Origin of the sequence: Burkholderia sp. GbtcB21, from assembly GCF_019091065.1 — a bacterium.
Lineage (GTDB): Bacteria > Pseudomonadota > Gammaproteobacteria > Burkholderiales > Burkholderiaceae > Burkholderia > Burkholderia pyrrocinia_C.
The window spans coordinates 477,043-491,916 of record NZ_JAGXKA010000002.1; the positions used below are offsets into that span (position 1 = coordinate 477,043).

A 14,874-nucleotide genomic window follows, 5' to 3' on the forward strand; every position below is an offset into this window, starting at 1 on the left:
TTAACGTATGACGTCGCCCCTGAATATTGCTCCCTCGGATTCTAGACACACTATTGCCACGCGCGCCCCGTAGGGAGTGCTACGAATTGCAACGGGTGAAAGAGGATTTTTCAGTGCCAGACTCGATCAGTTCGCTGCACTGCCGCGAAACATGTCATCCAGCACGAGCCCAAGCGCCTGATCCCAGGAGGGTCGAGCGAGTTCGAATGCAGCATCAAACCGACTGCAGTCGAGAACCGAATACGCCGGGCGTCGTGCAGCTCTCGTCAGATCTGACGAGGTTATCTCGTCGACACGGGTTGCGCGCACGCCGTGAACGCCCCGCGCCCTCACCCCACTGACGATCGCTTGTGCGAATCCGTGCCATGTCGTTTCGCCTCGCAACGTGAGATGGTACAACCCGAGCTTTGACAGGTCACCGGTACGGCGCAACTGAATGACAGTTCGCAGCGCCTGCACACTCAGGTCGGCAAGAACGCGTACCGCTGTAGGCGTGCCGTACTGGTCGGCAACGACACGCAATACTTCTTGCTCGCACGCCGCTTTCGTGATCGCTCGTAGAAAATTGTGCCCACCCGTGCCGTAAACCCAGGAGGTCCTGAACACAAGCCAGTCAGCGCCGGAATCTGCGATTGCCTGCTCACCTGCAAGCTTGCTTCGCCCATAGGTCGTTTGCGGGTCTGGCCGGATGCTCTCTCGATAGGGCACCTCCGCCAGACCGTCAAAGACATAGTCCGTCGAATAGTGCAGCAACAATGCGTTCAGCTTCCTTGCTGCAATGGCCAGCTCACCCACTGCGGTTGCATTGACCACCGCCGCCAACTCATGATGAGTTTCCGCTTCGTCGACCGCCGTGTACGCCGCCGCATTGACGATCACGTCAGGACGAATCGCCTCGATCGCTGGCCCAATCGTCGATGGAGAACTCAAATCAAGAGCCTGCCGATCAACTGCGAACACCTCGCCCAGCGGTATCAGCGATCTTTGCAGTTCCCAGCCCAGTTGCCCACGCTTTCCGACCAGCAAGATCCTCATGCATACACCTCCGCATCCACCAAACGCACACCCGCTGCATCCTTGACGGCAAGAACAGGTGGAGCGTCGAGAGGCCATGTGATGCCTACGTCGGGATCATTCCATTGCAGACAGCGCTCGCACTCCGGATACCAAAAATCAGTCGTCTTGTACAGAAACTCGCAAGAGGCCGAAAGTGTCAGAAATCCATGTGCGAAGCCTGCCGGCACCCAAAGCTGCCTGTGATTGCCCGCGGACAGGTGCACCCCCACCCATTTGCCAAAGGTGGGTGAACTCCTGCGAATATCGACCGCGACGTCAAACACCTCACCTTGGATGACGCGAACCAGCTTTCCCTGCGCATGCTGGATTTGATAGTGAAGACCGCGCAGCACCCCCTTCTCCGATCGCGAGTGATTGTCCTGCACGAACTCGACGCCCGGAGCGACCTGCTCCGCAAACTCGCGCGCGTTGAAGCTCTCGTAGAAATACCCACGCGCGTCGCCGAATACCTTCGGCTCGATGATCTTGACTTCCGGCAGCGCCGTCGCGGTTACTTGGATTGCCATGCGACCTGATCCGAAAGAATGTGTTCGAGATAGCGCCCGTAGCTGTTCTTTGCCAGCGGCACGGCAAGCTTGCGCAATTGATCCGCGTCGATCCACCGCCTACGATAGGCGATCTCCTCGGGGCAGGCGACGACGAGCCCCTGCCGCTTCTGCAACGTTGCGATGAACGTCGCCGCATCGATCAGCGAATCGTGCGTACCGGTATCGAGCCATGCATAGCCGCGCCCCATGATCTCGACGTCGAGCTTGCCGTCGGCGAGATAGCGCGAATTCACGTCGGTGATCTCAAGCTCGCCACGCGCGGATGGCTTGATATCGGCGGCGATGTCGCACACCCGGTTGTCATAGAAGTACAGGCCGGTCACTGCATAGTTCGAGCGCGGTACGGCCGGCTTCTCCTCGATCGACAGCGCGCGAAACTCCTTGTCGAATTCGACGACGCCGTAACGCTCGGGATCGTTCACGTGATATGCGAACACCGTCGCGCCCGACTCCTGCGCGTGCGCACGCTCGAGCTGCTTCGCCAGGTCGTGGCCATAGAAGATGTTGTCGCCGAGGATCAGCGCCGACGGATCGTTGCCGACGAATTCCTTGCCGATGATGAACGCCTGCGCGAGACCATCCGGCGACGGCTGCACCGCGTACTGGATGTTCATCCCCCACTGGCTGCCGTCGCCGAGCATCGCTTCGAAGCGCGGCGTGTCCTGCGGCGTCGAGATGATCAGCACATCTCGGATGCCCGAGATCATCAGCGTCGACAGCGGATAATAGATCATCGGCTTGTCGTACACCGGCAGCAGCTGCTTCGACACGACATGCGTGATCGGATACAGCCGCGTGCCGGAGCCGCCCGCGAGGATTATGCCTTTACGTGCCATCGCATCGCTCCTCAGGTACGTTTCGCGTAGTTGGTCTCGACCCACTTGCGGTACTCGCCCGACGCGACTTCGTCGGCCCAGGCCTGATTGTCGAGATACCAGTCGACCGTCTTCGCCAGCCCGGTCTCGAACGTTTCCGCAGGCTTCCAGCCGAGCTCGCGCTCGAGCTTGCGCGCATCGATCGCATAACGGCGATCGTGGCCGGGGCGATCCGTCACATAGGTGATCTGATCGCGGTACGAACCCGCGGCCTTCGGGCGGGCCTTGTCGAGCAGATCGCACAGCGTATGCACGACTTCGAGGTTCTTCTTCTCGTTCCAGCCGCCGACGTTGTACGTCTCGCCGGGCACGCCGCGTGCGAGCACTTCGCGAATTGCGCTGCAGTGATCGCCGACATACAGCCAGTCGCGCACGTTCTGGCCGTCGCCGTACACGGGCAGCGGCTTGCCGGCGAGCGCATTCGCGATCATCAGCGGAATCAGCTTCTCGGGAAACTGGTACGGGCCGTAGTTGTTCGAACAGTTCGTTGTCAACGTCGGCAGGCCATACGTATGATGGTAAGCGCGCACCAGATGGTCCGAGCCGGCCTTCGTCGCGGAATACGGGCTGTTCGGTGCGTACGGCGTCGTCTCGGAGAATTGCGGGTCGGTGGCGGACAGCGAACCGAACACCTCGTCGGTCGACACGTGCAGGAAGCGGAATGCCGCCTTGTCCGCGTCGTTCAGGCCGCTCCAGTATTGACGGGCCGCCTCGAGCAGCGTGAACGTGCCGACGACATTGGTCTGCACGAAATCCGCGGGGCCGTGAATGGAACGATCGACGTGGCTTTCAGCTGCGAAATGGAGCACGGCACGCGGCTTGTGCTCGGCGAACAGCGCATCGAGAGCATCACGGTCGCAGATATCGACACGTGCGAACACATGCTTCGGGCTCCCGTCCAACGACTGGAGCGTGCGGAGGTTCCCTGCATACGTCAGCTTGTCGACGTTCAGCACGGCCTCGTCGGAATCGCGCAGCCAGTCAAGTACAAAGTTGGCACCGATAAAACCTGCGCCGCCCGTAACCAGGATCATGAGGCTCCCTCTAGTAATGCGCGGCAGGCTCGTGGAACACCGGCCGCATCAGATTCGTAGCAAGCAACCATGGTCGCTGCGCCAAACCGGGAATTTTAACCGGTCGACATGGTCGCCAAAGTCATGAAATGCTAATTTTGTTCGGGAAAACGACAATTATAGGGAGCCGCCGGCCGCAAAAGCCATGCCGCTAACAACTTGATACAGCGCTCCGCACCCTTGGCGAGAATAAAATTTCTTGCCAGATCAATGGCATTTCGGGAAATTGCAGTTGCAGAATGCTGGCTGAAACCAATCATTTTTCTTGTTTGTTGGAAAACCGCAGGACTTGCCCCTTCATGATCCGCCCCCCCATCGCCATCGGCGACATCCAAGGCTGTCATTCAGCTTTCCAGTCGCTGCTCGACCAGCTTTCGCCCGCCGCCGACACGCCGCTCTGGATCGCCGGCGACGTCGTCAACCGCGGGCCTGCCTCCCTCGCCGCGCTGCGCGCGCTGGTCGACCTCGGCCCGCGCGTGACGGCCGTGCTCGGCAATCACGATCTCCACCTGCTGGCAGTCTCCGCCGGCCTGCGCACCGAACGCCCGGGCGACACGATCGGCGAAATCCTCGACGCGCCGGACGCCGACGCGCTGCTCGACTGGGTCCGCCACCGCCCGTTCGTGCATGCCGAGAACGGGATGCTGCTCGTACACGCGGGCGTGCTGCCGCAATGGGACGCCACGCTGGCACTCGAACTCGCCGACGAACTCCAGCGCGCGCTGCGTGCGCCCGACTGGCGCGAAACACTGCAAGGCCTGTACGGCAACGAGCCGAACCAATGGAACCCGAACCTGAAGAAACGCGACCGCATGCGCGTCGCGTTCAACGCGTTCACGCGCCTGCGCTTCTGCACACCCGACGGCGCGATGGAATTCAAGGCGAACGGCGGCCCCGCCAGCGCGCCGCCCGGCTACCTGCCGTGGTTCGACGTGCCGGGGCGCCGCACGGAGGACGTGACGGTCGTGTTCGGCCACTGGGCCGCGCTCGGCCTGATGCTGCGCGAGAACGTCGTCGCGCTCGATTCGGGATGCGTGTGGGGGAACCAGCTGTCGGCCGTGCGGCTGACGGCCGATCCGGCGCAGCGCACGGTCACGCAGGTGCAGTGCGAAGCGTGCGGCGCGCCGGGCGGCGAATGATTACGCGCTGAGTCGTCCGACCGGGAAGCGCCTCACCCCTCGCGCCCCGGCACCGGCTCGTCGGCCGCCCCATCGCCTGCCGCGCCGCCGGCGCCGAGCTCGGTCGCCGGATACGCATGCTTCGCCAGCTCCGCGAGCGACTCGGCCGACGGCTTGCCGACCTTCTCCTGCATCGACGCCAGCGCGGCCGCGATCGCGTCACGCGCCGCCGCGGACGTCGCCCGCCGGTCGCCGCCCGGCGCGATCGGTTCGCACACGTACAAATGCGCGACGAGCGGGCCGCCGCGCAGCACCATGTCGAGCGACTTGCCGAGCGACAGCTCGCCCGTGTAGGCCGGCGCGACCGACTGCCGCCGCTGCGCGTCCTCGTACATCAGGCAGATCGGCTGCACCGCGCAGCCGGCCGATACCGCGGCCTGGAACAGGTTCGCATGGAACGGCAGCAGGTCCTGCCCGTCGGACGTCGTCCCTTCCGGAAACACGCACATCAGCCCGCCGTTGCGCAGGCGCTCGGCCATCTCGTGCATGATCCGCATCGCCTCGGTGCGCTTCTCGCGCTGCAGGAACACGGTGTCGAGCTTCTCGGCGAGCCAGCCGACGACCGGCCACTGCCGCACCTCGGCCTTCGACACGAACGGCGTCGGCCGCCACGCATTGACCGCATAGATGTCGAGCCACGACACGTGGTTGCCGACCACGAGCGCGCTCGCGTCGAGCCGCGCGCCGTCGTTGTGGACGACGACGCGCATCCCGCAGATCCGCAGCATCTTGAGCGACCAGCGGCGCGTCATCTCGGCACGGCGCGCGGGCGTGACGTGCGAAAAACGCAGCGCGACGATCGCCATGCCGCGCAACAGGTGAAAGACGAGACGCAGCTTGCGAAGAGCAATCATGGCGAGGGTCCGGCGTGGTTCAGTGGCGCTCGAACGCGATCTGTCCGGCGACGAGCGTCGTACGCACGCAGGCGGGCAGTTCGTAGCCGAGGAACGGCGAGTTGTGGCCCTGGCTCTTCAGCGCACGCGGCTCGACGCGCCAGTGCGCACGCGGGTCGAACACGCACAGGTCGGCCGTGCCGCCTTCGGCCAGGCGGCCCGCCGGCAGCTTCAGCACGTCGGCCGGCGCGGACGTGATGCGGCGCAGCGCCTGCGCGAGCGGCGTGCGCGTCTCGTCCGCCCACTTCAGCGTCAGCGACAGCAGCAGTTCGAGCCCCGTCGCGCCAGGCGTCGCTTCGCCGAACGGCAGCAGCTTCTCGTCGTCGTCGACGGGCGTGTGGTCGGAGCAGATCGCGTCGATCGTGCCGTCGGCAAGCGCCACGCGGATCGCTTCGCGATCGCGCTCGCCGCGCAGCGGCGGGTCGAGCCGGAACTGCGAATCAAAATAGCCGATGTCGACGTCGATCAGGTGCAGGTGGTTCACGCCGACATCGCAGGTCACGGGCAGCCCCTCGGCCTTCGCCTCACGCACGAGCGCGAGGCCGGCCGCCGACGACAGCCGCGCGAGGTGCACGCGCGCGCCGGTCACGCGCATCAGTTCGAAGATCGTGTGCAGCGCGATCGTCTCGGCCGCGACCGGCACGCCGGACAGCCCGAGCCGCGACGCGAGCGCGCCGCTCGCGGCAACGCCGCCGCGGCCGATGAACGCATCGAGCGGGCGCAGCCACGTGGTGTAGCCGTAGGTGCTCGCGTACTGCAACGCGCGCAGCAGCACCTGCGTGTCGCGCACCGGCACGTTGGCATGCGTGAAGCCGACGCAGCCGGATTCGGTCAGCGCGACCATCTCGGTGATCACTTCGCCCTTGAGGCCGACGGTCAGCGCGCCGAGCGGATGGACGTTCGCCTGGCGCAGGTTGCTCGCGCGGAACTTGAGCATCTCGACGAGGCCCGGCTCGTCGAGCACCGGATCGGTGTCCGGCGGGCACACGAGGGTCGTGACGCCGCCCGCGACGGCCGCGGCCATCTCGGATGCGAGCGTCGCCTTGTGCTCGTAGCCGGGCTCGCGCAGCCGCGCGCACAGGTCGACGAGGCCGGGCGCGACGATCAGGCCCGACGCGTCGATGGTCTTCGCGGCGTTGAAATCGGCCGGCGCCGCCGCGCCCGCCTCGGCGATCGCGGCGATCTTGCCGGCCGCGACGAATACGTCGGCCTGCCGTTCGGTGCCGGCGACCGGGTCGATCAGCGTGCCGCCTTTGATATGAATCTTCATGCGCTGTCTGTAAATGCGTTGATTGCGTGAATAAGGATGCGCGAAAGCGGGCTCAGTCGTTGTTGCCGGCGACGATGCCCATCACCGCCATCCGCACGGCGATGCCGAACGTGACCTGGTTGAGGATCACCGACTGCGGACCGTCGGCGACCTGCGAATCGATCTCGACGCCGCGGTTCATCGGGCCCGGGTGCATCACGATCGCGTCGGGCGCGGCGAGCGCGAGGCGCTCGGGCGTCAGGCCCCAGGTCTTGAAGTACTCCTGCGCGGACGGCAGCAGCGCGCCGCTCATCCGCTCGTTCTGCAGGCGCAGCATGATGATCACGTCGACGCCCTTCAGCCCTTCGTCGAGGTTGTGGAACACCTTCACGCCCATCTGCTCGAGGCCGCCCGGCAGCAGCGTGCGCGGGCCGATCGCGCGCACTTCCGGCACGCCGAGCGTGGTGAGCGCGTGAATGTCGGAGCGCGCGACGCGCGAATGCAGGATGTCGCCGACGATCGCCACGCGCAGCTTCGTGAAGTCGCGCTTGTAGTGACGAATCGTGTACATGTCGAGCAGGCCCTGCGTCGGGTGCGCATGGCGGCCGTCGCCGGCATTGATCACGTGCACGTGCGGCGCGCAGTGCTCGGCGATCAGGTACGGCGCGCCGCTCGACGCGTGGCGCACGACGAACAGGTCGGCATGCATCGCCGACAGGTTGTTGATCGTGTCGAGCAGCGATTCGCCCTTGCTCGTCGACGATGCATTGATGTTCAGGTTCAGCACGTCGGCCGACAGGCGCGTCGCGGCGATCTCGAAGGTCGTGCGCGTGCGCGTCGAGTTCTCGAAGAACAGGTTGAAGACGGACTTGCCGCGCAGCAGCGGCACCTTCTTCACTTCACGGTCCGTCACGCTGACGAACTGCTCGGCCGTATCGAGGATGTGGTTGACGATCGAGCGCGGCAGGCCCTCGATCGACAGCAGGTGCTTCAGCTCGCCGTTTTTCGTGAGCTGCGGGTTGCCCTTCAGGAAACCGTAGCGGAACCGGTCGGGGCTCGCGGCCGCCGCGGGATTGCCGGTGCGGCCAGTGGTGTCGGTGGTCATGGTGTGCGTGATTCCAACTATGCAAACGGGCCGCGGTGCAAACCAGCGGCCCGGGATACGGTTTCGCGTGTCGTTCAGGCGCCGTGCGCCTCGACGCGCAGCGTGAACTGCGCGGCATCGTCGCGCGCGAGCACGAGCGTCGCGCCGGCCGGCACGTCGAGCGCACCGCCCGCGAAGCGCGCGGCGACCGGCAGCTCGCGGCCGCCGCGGTCGGCGAGCACCGCGAGCTCGACCGCGGCCGGACGGCCGTAGTCGAACAGCTCGTTGAGCGCCGCGCGCACGGTGCGCCCGGTGTACAGCACGTCGTCGACGAGCACGATGCGCGCGCCGTTGACATCGAACGGCAGCGACGTCGGGCTGGCCTGGCTGTGCAGCCCCTTCTTCGCGTAGTCGTCGCGATGCAGCGCGACGTTCACGACGCCGAACGCCGGCGCGCCGAGATCGCGCGCGAGGCGTTCGGCGAGCCACGCGCCGCCGCTGTAGATGCCGGCGAGCCGCGGGCCGCCCGGTTCGGCGAAAGCCGCGCCGTACGCGGCGCGGATCTGGTCGAGCAGAGCGCGGTAAAGCGCCTCGGCGTCAATGGTGCTCATGGTCGGACAATTGATCGAGATACTGTTGAAGGATGACGCGCGCGGCTTCGGCATCGAGCATCTCGGCGCGTGCGCGGCCGCGCACGTTGCGCTCGCGCAGCCCGGCCTCGGCCTCGACCGACGAATAGCGCTCGTCGACCCACGTGACGGGCAGCCCGAAGCGGCCGTTCAGCTGGTTGCCGAAGCGCTTCGCCTGCTGCGTCATGTCGTGCGGCGTGCCGTCCGGATGCATCGGCAGGCCGACGACGAGCGCGTCCGGCCGCCATTCGGCCAGCAGGTCGCCGACCGCCTTGAAGCGGTGTTCGCGGTTCAGGTTCTGGATCACGACGAGCGCGCGGGCCGAGCGCGTCAGCGCATTGCCGATCGCGACCCCGATTCGCTTTTCGCCGTAGTCGAACGCCAGGAGCGTCGCATCGCGCGCGCTCGCGCCACTCATGCGTGCCCTGCTTCGCCGGACAGCATCGACGAGCTGACGCCGAGCAGGCCGAGCGCGGCTTCGAAGCGCTCCTCGGCCGGCGTGTCGAACACGATGCGCGGATCGGCGGCGACCGTCAGCCAGCCGTTGCGGGAAATTTCTTCCTCGAGCTGCCCTGCGCCCCAGCCTGCGTGGCCGAGCGTCAGCAGGAAGCGCTTCGGGCCGGTGCCCGTCGCGACCGCCTCGAGCACGTCCTTCGACGTCGTCATCTCCAGCCCGCCGTCGACGGACATCGACGAGTTGTAGCTCGCGCCCTCGACCGGCTCGTGCAGCACGAAACCGCGCTCGGTCTGGACCGGGCCGCCGAAGTACACGGGAATGTGCAGCAGCGGCTCGATGTCGAGCTTCAGGTCGATGCGGTTGAACAGCGATTCGAGGTCGATGTCGGTGGGACGGTTGATGACGAGGCCGAGCGCACCGCGCTCGCTGTGATCGCAAAGGTAGACCACCGTTCCCGAAAACGTCGGATCCGCCATGTTCGGCATGGCGATCAGGAACTGGTTGGTAAGATTGATGCGATCGGAAGGCTTTGACATGGTTTGAATTTTAGCAAAGACGCCGCGACCTGACCGGGCCGCGATCAACAAGCAACGCCGCGCCACGCTGGCAACGGCGCGCGCGGATCACACGGCACTCTAACACGCTCGCGGGCACTGTCGGCAGCGTGTTGCGGGCCCGTGCGGCAAGGGTCGCCACCGCGTGTCCGTCCCCTTGTTCGTCAGGTCCGGCCGAGCGCCGTGCCGAGCGCTTCGGACGCCGCGGTCAGGTCCGGCGGCGCTACGCCGGCCGCGATCTTCAGCAGCGCCGCGCGCAACATGTCGGACGCGTAACCGTGCGCGTCGAGGCCGCCGCCGGCGAGCGGTACGCCGTGCGCGGCACGGCGCCACGCGAGGCCGAGCGTGTCGGCCAGCAATGCCGCGTGGCCGAGCCCGAGCGCGCACGCGGCCGTACCGACCCGGTAGGCGGCGCCGGACGCGCGCCACGCGGCACGCGTGTCGGCCACGGCCGGATCGGCCGCGAGGTCGGCCATCGACGCATCGGCGGTCTGCAGGAAATCCTCATACGCATGTGCATTGACGGTCACGACGCCGAGCGCGCGGGTCGGCGCGACGGCGACCGCGTCGTGCTCGGCCCGCGCGGCATCGGCCTCCCACAGCGCTTCGGACGCCGGCGTGCCGGCGACGTGCCAGTCGACCGTCAGCCCGTAGTCGTGCAGTACGTCGACGAGCGCGACGTCCTCGGCCGCGGCGCCGAACAGCGCGAAATCGCGCCACAACAGCGCAACCGTCTCGCGCACGAGTTCGGGCGGCGCGCTGCGCAGGCCCTGTGCCTGCTCGCCGAGCAGCAGGTTCGTCCGCGCGAGAAAGCGCTTCAGTTCGGGCGCGCCGCTCGCGCGCAGCGCGCGCAGGCACGCGGCCGCGAGCCGCCAGAAATCGTACGGGCCATCATCGGCCAGCGTGGCCTGCATCGCATCGAGTTCGTCGAGCGCCGCGTCGGGCGCGGCGTGCTGCGCGCGCAGTACGCCGAGCAGCGCCTGCTCGTAGCGGGCGCGTATCCGGGTCGCGAACGCATCGGGCAGCGCGCGCAGCGTGGCCGGCGGCACCGCGCGGCCGACGAGCGCGAGCGCGTCGAGCGGCGTGTTCGCGCGCAGGTCGGCGGCGCTTTGTGCGCGCAATGCACGGAAATGCTCGAAAAGAACCGGCGAGCAGGCGAGCTCGCGCAGGTTGTGGCGCCCGACGGCCGCGCGGAAATCGCGCAGCGCGGCACGCCAGCCGGCCGAAGTCGGCTCGACGGCGACGAGCGGCACGGCGGCCGACAATTGCCCGGCGAAACGCGCGGCCGGCAGCCAGCCGGCTTCCGCCAGCACGGCCGCGGCAGCGGACAGCGGCGCGGCCGCGTCGTCGTGCCGCTCGAATGCGTCGGCGGCCGCCGCTAGCCACGCGTCGGCCGCGCGCACGGCCCCGCCGCGCGGGTTGGGCAGTGCGTCAGGGAGGGGAAAGTTCGCCGGATCGGACGTCATGGACACGCGCGCCTGTTATCGTCAAGCCACTCGCGCGAACCCCGGCGCGCGAGCGCCGGGCCGATGCGAGGCCGGAGCGGGGTGTCCGTGGGCTGAAGGTCCGGTCAGATCTGGACCATCTCGAAGTCTTCCTTGCGGGCGCCGCATTCGGGACACGTCCAGTTGATCGGGACGTCTTCCCAGCGCGTGCCGGGGGCAATGCCCTCTTCCGGCAGCCCGGCTTCTTCGTCGTAAATCCAGCCACAAATCAGGCACATCCAGCTCTTGTATTCCATCTTAAGCCGCGTCGGGAAAGTCGGTAAATTCGGGAGCCATGATGGTACCGTGTCGGGGCCGGACTGCCTAGCAATCGCGCTGGAGTCCGGCGACTACGTTGCGCTGCGCTAAAAAATCCGTCGTGCGGGCCGGATTCCGCCGCATAATGGCTGAAAAGTGCGGCCTGCCGGGCAACACAGGGCCGAAAAAGCCCATTTCGCCTCGCCGTCCGCATCTCCGTCGCTTTCCCGTTTTTCTCTTGCCCCATTTTTACATGTCCAGCAACGCCCCTCCGATCGTCCTCACCTTCGGCCTGTCCGATCCCACCGGCGGCTCCGGCCTCCAAGCCGATCTGATGACCCTGGCGAGCATGGGCTGCCACGGCGTGTCCGTCCTGACGGGCTACACCGTGCGCGACTCGGCCGCCTGCGACGAAGTGACCGGCCTCGACCCCGACGTCGTCGCCGCCCAGGCGCGCATGCTGCTCGAGGACATGCCGGTCGCCGCGTTCAAGATCGGCGCGGCGACGCGCGCGGAAGTCGTCAGCGCGATCGCCGAGGTCGTCGCCGACTACGACGGCGTGCCGCTCGTGCTCGCACCGGACTTCACGCTCGACGACGAGCACGTGCTCGCGGCCGACGACCTGCGCGAATCGATCGCCGACCTGCTGGCGCCTCAGACGACGCTGCTGGTCGCCGACTACGCGACGCTGATCGCGCTCGCGCAGCCGGACGGCGACGCCGAGGCGCCGAATCTCGACGCGGCCGTGTCGCACCTGCTGTCGCAGGGCTGCGAGTACATCCTGTCGTCCGAGACGGGCTCGCACCGGCTCGTCAACACGCTGTACGGCGAGGAAGGCCAGCTCCGCGAGGACATGTGGGATCGCTCGCCGCACCGGCTGATGGGCATCACCGATACGCTCGGCGCGGCCATCGCGGCGCTGCTCGCGAACGGCCAGGAGCCGCCCGAGGCGGTCCGCGAGGCGCAGGAGTACCTGTACCAGGCCGTGCGCGACGCGTTCCGGCCCGGCATGGGCGCGTACCTGCCCGACCGGTTCTTCTGGGCGCGCAGCAACGACGATGCGGACACGCCGCCGGCCACGAAGGTCGAACCGGTGCCGAGGACGTCGCACCGGCATTGAAACGCGCTCGGCGGGCGTGAACGCCGGCCGGCGCGCGCACGCGAATCCGGCGCGCAAATAAAAAAAGACCCGCATCGCTGCGGGTCTTTTCTTTTGGCTGGAACGCGCATCGCTGCGCGTTCCGGACACCATCGACCGAAGTCGATTACATGTCCATGCCCATGCCGCCCATGCCGCCCGGCATGCCGCCCGGCATCGGTGCATCTTCCTTCGGCAGTTCTGCAACGGCTGCGTCCGTCGTCAGCAGCAGGCCTGCAACCGAAGCTGCGTTCTGCAGTGCGGTGCGCGTGACCTTGGTCGGGTCGACGACGCCGGCTTCGACCATGTCGACGTACTCGCCCGTCGCTGCGTTGTAGCCGTAGTTGCCCTTGCCTGCAGCAACTGCCGCCACCACGACGCTGGCTTCTTCGCCGCCGTTCGTGACGATCTGGCGCAGCGGCTCTTCCATTGCGCGCAGCACGATCTTGATGCCGGCGTTCTGGTCGGCGTTCAGGCCGGTCAGGCCCGCGATCGCGGTGCGAGCGCGGATCAGCGCGACGCCGCCGCCTGCCACGATGCCTTCTTCCACAGCTGCGCGCGTTGCGTGCAGTGCGTCTTCGACACGTGCCTTCTTTTCCTTCATTTCGACTTCGGTCGCAGCACCGACCTTGATCACTGCCACGCCGCCGGCCAGCTTGGCCACGCGCTCTTGCAGCTTTTCACGGTCGTAGTCCGACGTCGCTTCCTCGATTTGCGCGCGCACTTGCTTCACGCGTGCTTCGATGTTCACGGCTTCGCCTGCGCCGTCGATGATCGTCGTGTTTTCCTTGCCCACTTCGATGCGCTTCGCCTGGCCCAGTTCTGCCAGCGTTGCCTTCTCGAGCGTCAGGCCGGTTTCTTCCGCGACGACCTGACCGCCGGTCAGGATCGCGATGTCTTCCAGCATCGCCTTGCGACGATCGCCGAAGCCCGGTGCCTTGACCGCGACGGTCTTCAGGATGCCGCGGATGTTGTTGACGACCAGCGTTGCGAGCGCTTCGCCTTCGACGTCTTCAGCGATGATCAGCAGCGGACGGCCAGCCTTCGCGACTTGCTCGAGCACCGGCAGCAGATCACGGATGTTCGACACCTTCTTGTCGTGCAGCAGCACGAACGGGTTGTCGAGGACGGCGACTTGCTTGTCCGGGTTGTTGATGAAGTACGGCGACAGGTAGCCGCGGTCGAACTGCATGCCTTCGACGACGTCGAGTTCGTCGGCCAGCGACTTGCCGTCTTCGACGGTGATCACGCCTTCCTTGCCGACCTTGTCCATCGCTTCAGCGATGCGATCGCCGATCGACGAATCGCTGTTCGCCGAGATCGAGCCGACCTGTGCGATTTCCTTGTTCGTCGTGCACGGCTTGCTGATCTTCTTCAGCTCTTCGACAGCCGCTGCGACTGCCTTGTCGATGCCGCGCTTCAGGTCCATCGGGTTCATGCCCGACGCGACGTACTTCATGCCTTCGCGGACGATCGATTGCGCGAGGACGGTTGCCGTCGTCGTGCCGTCGCCTGCGTTGTCGCTGGTCTTGGAAGCAACTTCCTTGACCATTTGCGCGCCCATGTTCTGGAGCTTGTCCTTCAGCTCGATTTCCTTCGCGACCGACACACCGTCCTTGGTGACCGTCGGGCCGCCGAAGCTGCGCTCGAGCACCACGTTGCGGCCCTTCGGACCCAGCGTGACCTTGACTGCGTTGGCGAGAATGTTCACGCCTTCGACCATCTTCGAACGGGCGGAATCGCCGAATACGACGTCTTTAGCTGCCATCTTCTAACTCCTTGAATTCTTGGGAATATGTACCGTCGAAGGACGCTTAGTTAGCGTTGACCACGGCCATGATGTCTTCTTCGCGCATGACCAGCAGTTCCTGGCCGTCGACCTTCACGGTCTGGCCTGCGTACTTGCCGAACAGGACGCGATCGCCGACCTTCACGTCGAGCGCGATCGGGGCGCCCTTGTCGTCACGCTTGCCCGGGCCGACCGCGAGGATCTCGCCTTGATCCGGCTTTTCAGCAGCGGCTTCGGGGATGACGATGCCCGAGGCGGTCTTGGTTTCTTGATCCAGACGCTTGACGATCACGCGATCGTGCAAAGGACGAAGGTTCATATTCACTCCTCTCTTGACTGAGATTGAAGAACGCTTGGGGAATCTGCCCGGCGGAACGCCCGGCAGAGAATTGTTAGCACTCTCGTGCAGCGAGTGCTAATTATATGGACGGGTTTTGACAAATTCAAGAAGGGAAACCGGACGAATTTTTTGAACGGCGCGGCAGCGGGAAAAACGCTCGAAAACAACAAAAAACTCTTTAGAAACAAAACCATGACGAACGTTTCCGGCCCGACCGGCGGGCCCGAGGGGCCCGCGAATCCCATCCA

At 66.0% G+C, this 14,874-nt stretch carries 17 protein-coding genes; 2 read left to right on the forward strand and 15 right to left on the reverse strand.

Annotated elements, in window-relative coordinates:
- Positions 1-126: 126 nt before the first annotated feature.
- The 5 genes from rfbD to KVT39_RS06510 form a co-directional block, all read right to left on the reverse strand.
- Positions 127-1,035, reverse strand: coding sequence for a dTDP-4-dehydrorhamnose reductase (gene rfbD / locus KVT39_RS06490; protein WP_131947851.1), 909 nt, complete (start codon positions 1,033-1,035; stop codon positions 127-129).
- A complete protein-coding gene (rfbC, locus tag KVT39_RS06495) occupies positions 1,032-1,583 on the reverse strand; it encodes a dTDP-4-dehydrorhamnose 3,5-epimerase (protein WP_059889002.1) in 552 nt (183 codons plus the stop codon). Before rfbC ends, rfbD begins: the two co-directional genes overlap by 4 nt.
- Complete coding sequence (gene rfbA / locus KVT39_RS06500) at positions 1,568-2,461, reverse strand: glucose-1-phosphate thymidylyltransferase RfbA (RefSeq protein WP_131947852.1); 894 nt, start codon at positions 2,459-2,461, stop codon at positions 1,568-1,570. Before rfbA ends, rfbC begins: the two co-directional genes overlap by 16 nt.
- A gap of 11 nt (positions 2,462-2,472) precedes the next feature.
- The gene (gene rfbB, locus KVT39_RS06505) at positions 2,473-3,534 is read right to left on the reverse strand and encodes a dTDP-glucose 4,6-dehydratase (protein ID WP_217588181.1); all 1,062 of its coding nucleotides are present in this window, start codon (positions 3,532-3,534) and stop codon (positions 2,473-2,475) included.
- A gap of 131 nt (positions 3,535-3,665) precedes the next feature.
- Positions 3,666-3,917, reverse strand: coding sequence for a hypothetical protein (locus tag KVT39_RS06510; RefSeq protein WP_217588183.1), 252 nt, complete (start codon positions 3,915-3,917; stop codon positions 3,666-3,668).
- Here KVT39_RS06510 and KVT39_RS06515 point away from each other — a divergent pair.
- Complete coding sequence (locus KVT39_RS06515) at positions 3,873-4,712, forward strand: symmetrical bis(5'-nucleosyl)-tetraphosphatase (protein WP_217588185.1); 840 nt, start codon at positions 3,873-3,875, stop codon at positions 4,710-4,712. The two genes, KVT39_RS06510 and KVT39_RS06515, sit on opposite strands and share 45 nt — an antisense overlap.
- 32 nt (positions 4,713-4,744) lie before the next feature.
- Here the strand turns inward: KVT39_RS06515 and KVT39_RS06520 are convergent, their stop codons facing one another.
- The 8 genes from KVT39_RS06520 to KVT39_RS06555 all read right to left on the reverse strand — a co-directional run bounded on the left by KVT39_RS06520 (position 4,745) and on the right by KVT39_RS06555 (position 11,358).
- Positions 4,745-5,605, reverse strand: coding sequence for a 1-acyl-sn-glycerol-3-phosphate acyltransferase (locus KVT39_RS06520; protein ID WP_217588187.1), 861 nt, complete (start codon positions 5,603-5,605; stop codon positions 4,745-4,747).
- A gap of 19 nt (positions 5,606-5,624) precedes the next feature.
- The gene (locus KVT39_RS06525; RefSeq protein WP_131947856.1) at positions 5,625-6,914 is read right to left on the reverse strand and encodes a dihydroorotase; all 1,290 of its coding nucleotides are present in this window, start codon (positions 6,912-6,914) and stop codon (positions 5,625-5,627) included.
- Between the two features lie 52 nt (positions 6,915-6,966).
- The gene (locus tag KVT39_RS06530) at positions 6,967-7,998 is read right to left on the reverse strand and encodes an aspartate carbamoyltransferase catalytic subunit (protein ID WP_027807413.1); all 1,032 of its coding nucleotides are present in this window, start codon (positions 7,996-7,998) and stop codon (positions 6,967-6,969) included.
- A 74-nt stretch (positions 7,999-8,072) separates the two neighbouring features.
- Positions 8,073-8,588, reverse strand: a complete 516-nt coding sequence (gene pyrR / locus KVT39_RS06535) for a bifunctional pyr operon transcriptional regulator/uracil phosphoribosyltransferase PyrR (protein WP_034182876.1) — start codon at positions 8,586-8,588, stop codon at positions 8,073-8,075.
- Positions 8,575-9,024, reverse strand: coding sequence for a Holliday junction resolvase RuvX (ruvX, locus tag KVT39_RS06540; RefSeq protein ID WP_027788201.1), 450 nt, complete (start codon positions 9,022-9,024; stop codon positions 8,575-8,577). Before ruvX ends, pyrR begins: the two co-directional genes overlap by 14 nt.
- A complete protein-coding gene (locus KVT39_RS06545; RefSeq protein WP_006491354.1) occupies positions 9,021-9,599 on the reverse strand; it encodes a YqgE/AlgH family protein in 579 nt (192 codons plus the stop codon). The genes ruvX and KVT39_RS06545 overlap by 4 nt, the downstream gene beginning before the upstream one ends.
- A gap of 182 nt (positions 9,600-9,781) precedes the next feature.
- A complete protein-coding gene (locus tag KVT39_RS06550; protein WP_217588189.1) occupies positions 9,782-11,083 on the reverse strand; it encodes a hypothetical protein in 1,302 nt (433 codons plus the stop codon).
- Positions 11,084-11,187: 104 nt separating this feature from the next.
- Complete coding sequence (locus KVT39_RS06555) at positions 11,188-11,358, reverse strand: rubredoxin (RefSeq protein ID WP_004186709.1); 171 nt, start codon at positions 11,356-11,358, stop codon at positions 11,188-11,190.
- Positions 11,359-11,612: 254 nt separating this feature from the next.
- On the opposite strand from KVT39_RS06555, the gene KVT39_RS06560 reads away from it, so the two are divergent.
- Positions 11,613-12,479, forward strand: coding sequence for a hydroxymethylpyrimidine/phosphomethylpyrimidine kinase (locus KVT39_RS06560; protein ID WP_034182874.1), 867 nt, complete (start codon positions 11,613-11,615; stop codon positions 12,477-12,479).
- 145 nt (positions 12,480-12,624) lie between these two features.
- Here KVT39_RS06560 and groL read toward each other — a convergent pair whose 3' ends face one another.
- Both groL and KVT39_RS06570 read right to left on the reverse strand, forming a co-directional pair.
- Positions 12,625-14,265 (reverse strand): chaperonin GroEL, encoded by a 1,641-nt coding sequence (gene groL / locus KVT39_RS06565; protein ID WP_031402778.1) that lies wholly within the window; start codon positions 14,263-14,265, stop codon positions 12,625-12,627.
- A 46-nt stretch (positions 14,266-14,311) separates the two neighbouring features.
- The gene (locus KVT39_RS06570; RefSeq protein ID WP_026044985.1) at positions 14,312-14,605 is read right to left on the reverse strand and encodes a co-chaperone GroES; all 294 of its coding nucleotides are present in this window, start codon (positions 14,603-14,605) and stop codon (positions 14,312-14,314) included.
- Between the last annotated feature and the right edge of the window lie 269 nt (positions 14,606-14,874).

Excerpts from the sequence above, each read along its gene's own strand:
- rfbD (WP_131947851.1), bottom strand. The coding sequence starts at position 1,035 with ATGAGGATCTTGCTGGTCGGAAAGCGTGGGCAACTGGGCTGGGAACTG.
- rfbC (WP_059889002.1), bottom strand. The coding sequence starts at position 1,583 with ATGGCAATCCAAGTAACCGCGACGGCGCTGCCGGAAGTCAAGATCATC.
- rfbA (WP_131947852.1), bottom strand. The coding sequence starts at position 2,461 with ATGGCACGTAAAGGCATAATCCTCGCGGGCGGCTCCGGCACGCGGCTG.
- rfbB (WP_217588181.1), bottom strand. The coding sequence starts at position 3,534 with ATGATCCTGGTTACGGGCGGCGCAGGTTTTATCGGTGCCAACTTTGTA.
- KVT39_RS06515 (WP_217588185.1), top strand. The coding sequence starts at position 3,873 with ATGATCCGCCCCCCCATCGCCATCGGCGACATCCAAGGCTGTCATTCA.
- KVT39_RS06510 (WP_217588183.1), bottom strand. The coding sequence starts at position 3,917 with ATGACAGCCTTGGATGTCGCCGATGGCGATGGGGGGGCGGATCATGAA.
- KVT39_RS06520 (WP_217588187.1), bottom strand. The coding sequence starts at position 5,605 with ATGATTGCTCTTCGCAAGCTGCGTCTCGTCTTTCACCTGTTGCGCGGC.
- KVT39_RS06525 (WP_131947856.1), bottom strand. The coding sequence starts at position 6,914 with ATGAAGATTCATATCAAAGGCGGCACGCTGATCGACCCGGTCGCCGGC.
- KVT39_RS06530 (WP_027807413.1), bottom strand. The coding sequence starts at position 7,998 with ATGACCACCGACACCACTGGCCGCACCGGCAATCCCGCGGCGGCCGCG.
- pyrR (WP_034182876.1), bottom strand. The coding sequence starts at position 8,588 with ATGAGCACCATTGACGCCGAGGCGCTTTACCGCGCTCTGCTCGACCAG.
- ruvX (WP_027788201.1), bottom strand. The coding sequence starts at position 9,024 with ATGAGTGGCGCGAGCGCGCGCGATGCGACGCTCCTGGCGTTCGACTAC.
- KVT39_RS06545 (WP_006491354.1), bottom strand. The coding sequence starts at position 9,599 with ATGTCAAAGCCTTCCGATCGCATCAATCTTACCAACCAGTTCCTGATC.
- KVT39_RS06550 (WP_217588189.1), bottom strand. The coding sequence starts at position 11,083 with ATGACGTCCGATCCGGCGAACTTTCCCCTCCCTGACGCACTGCCCAAC.
- KVT39_RS06555 (WP_004186709.1), bottom strand. The coding sequence starts at position 11,358 with ATGGAATACAAGAGCTGGATGTGCCTGATTTGTGGCTGGATTTACGAC.
- KVT39_RS06560 (WP_034182874.1), top strand. The coding sequence starts at position 11,613 with ATGTCCAGCAACGCCCCTCCGATCGTCCTCACCTTCGGCCTGTCCGAT.
- groL (WP_031402778.1), bottom strand. The coding sequence starts at position 14,265 with ATGGCAGCTAAAGACGTCGTATTCGGCGATTCCGCCCGTTCGAAGATG.
- KVT39_RS06570 (WP_026044985.1), bottom strand. The coding sequence starts at position 14,605 with ATGAACCTTCGTCCTTTGCACGATCGCGTGATCGTCAAGCGTCTGGAT.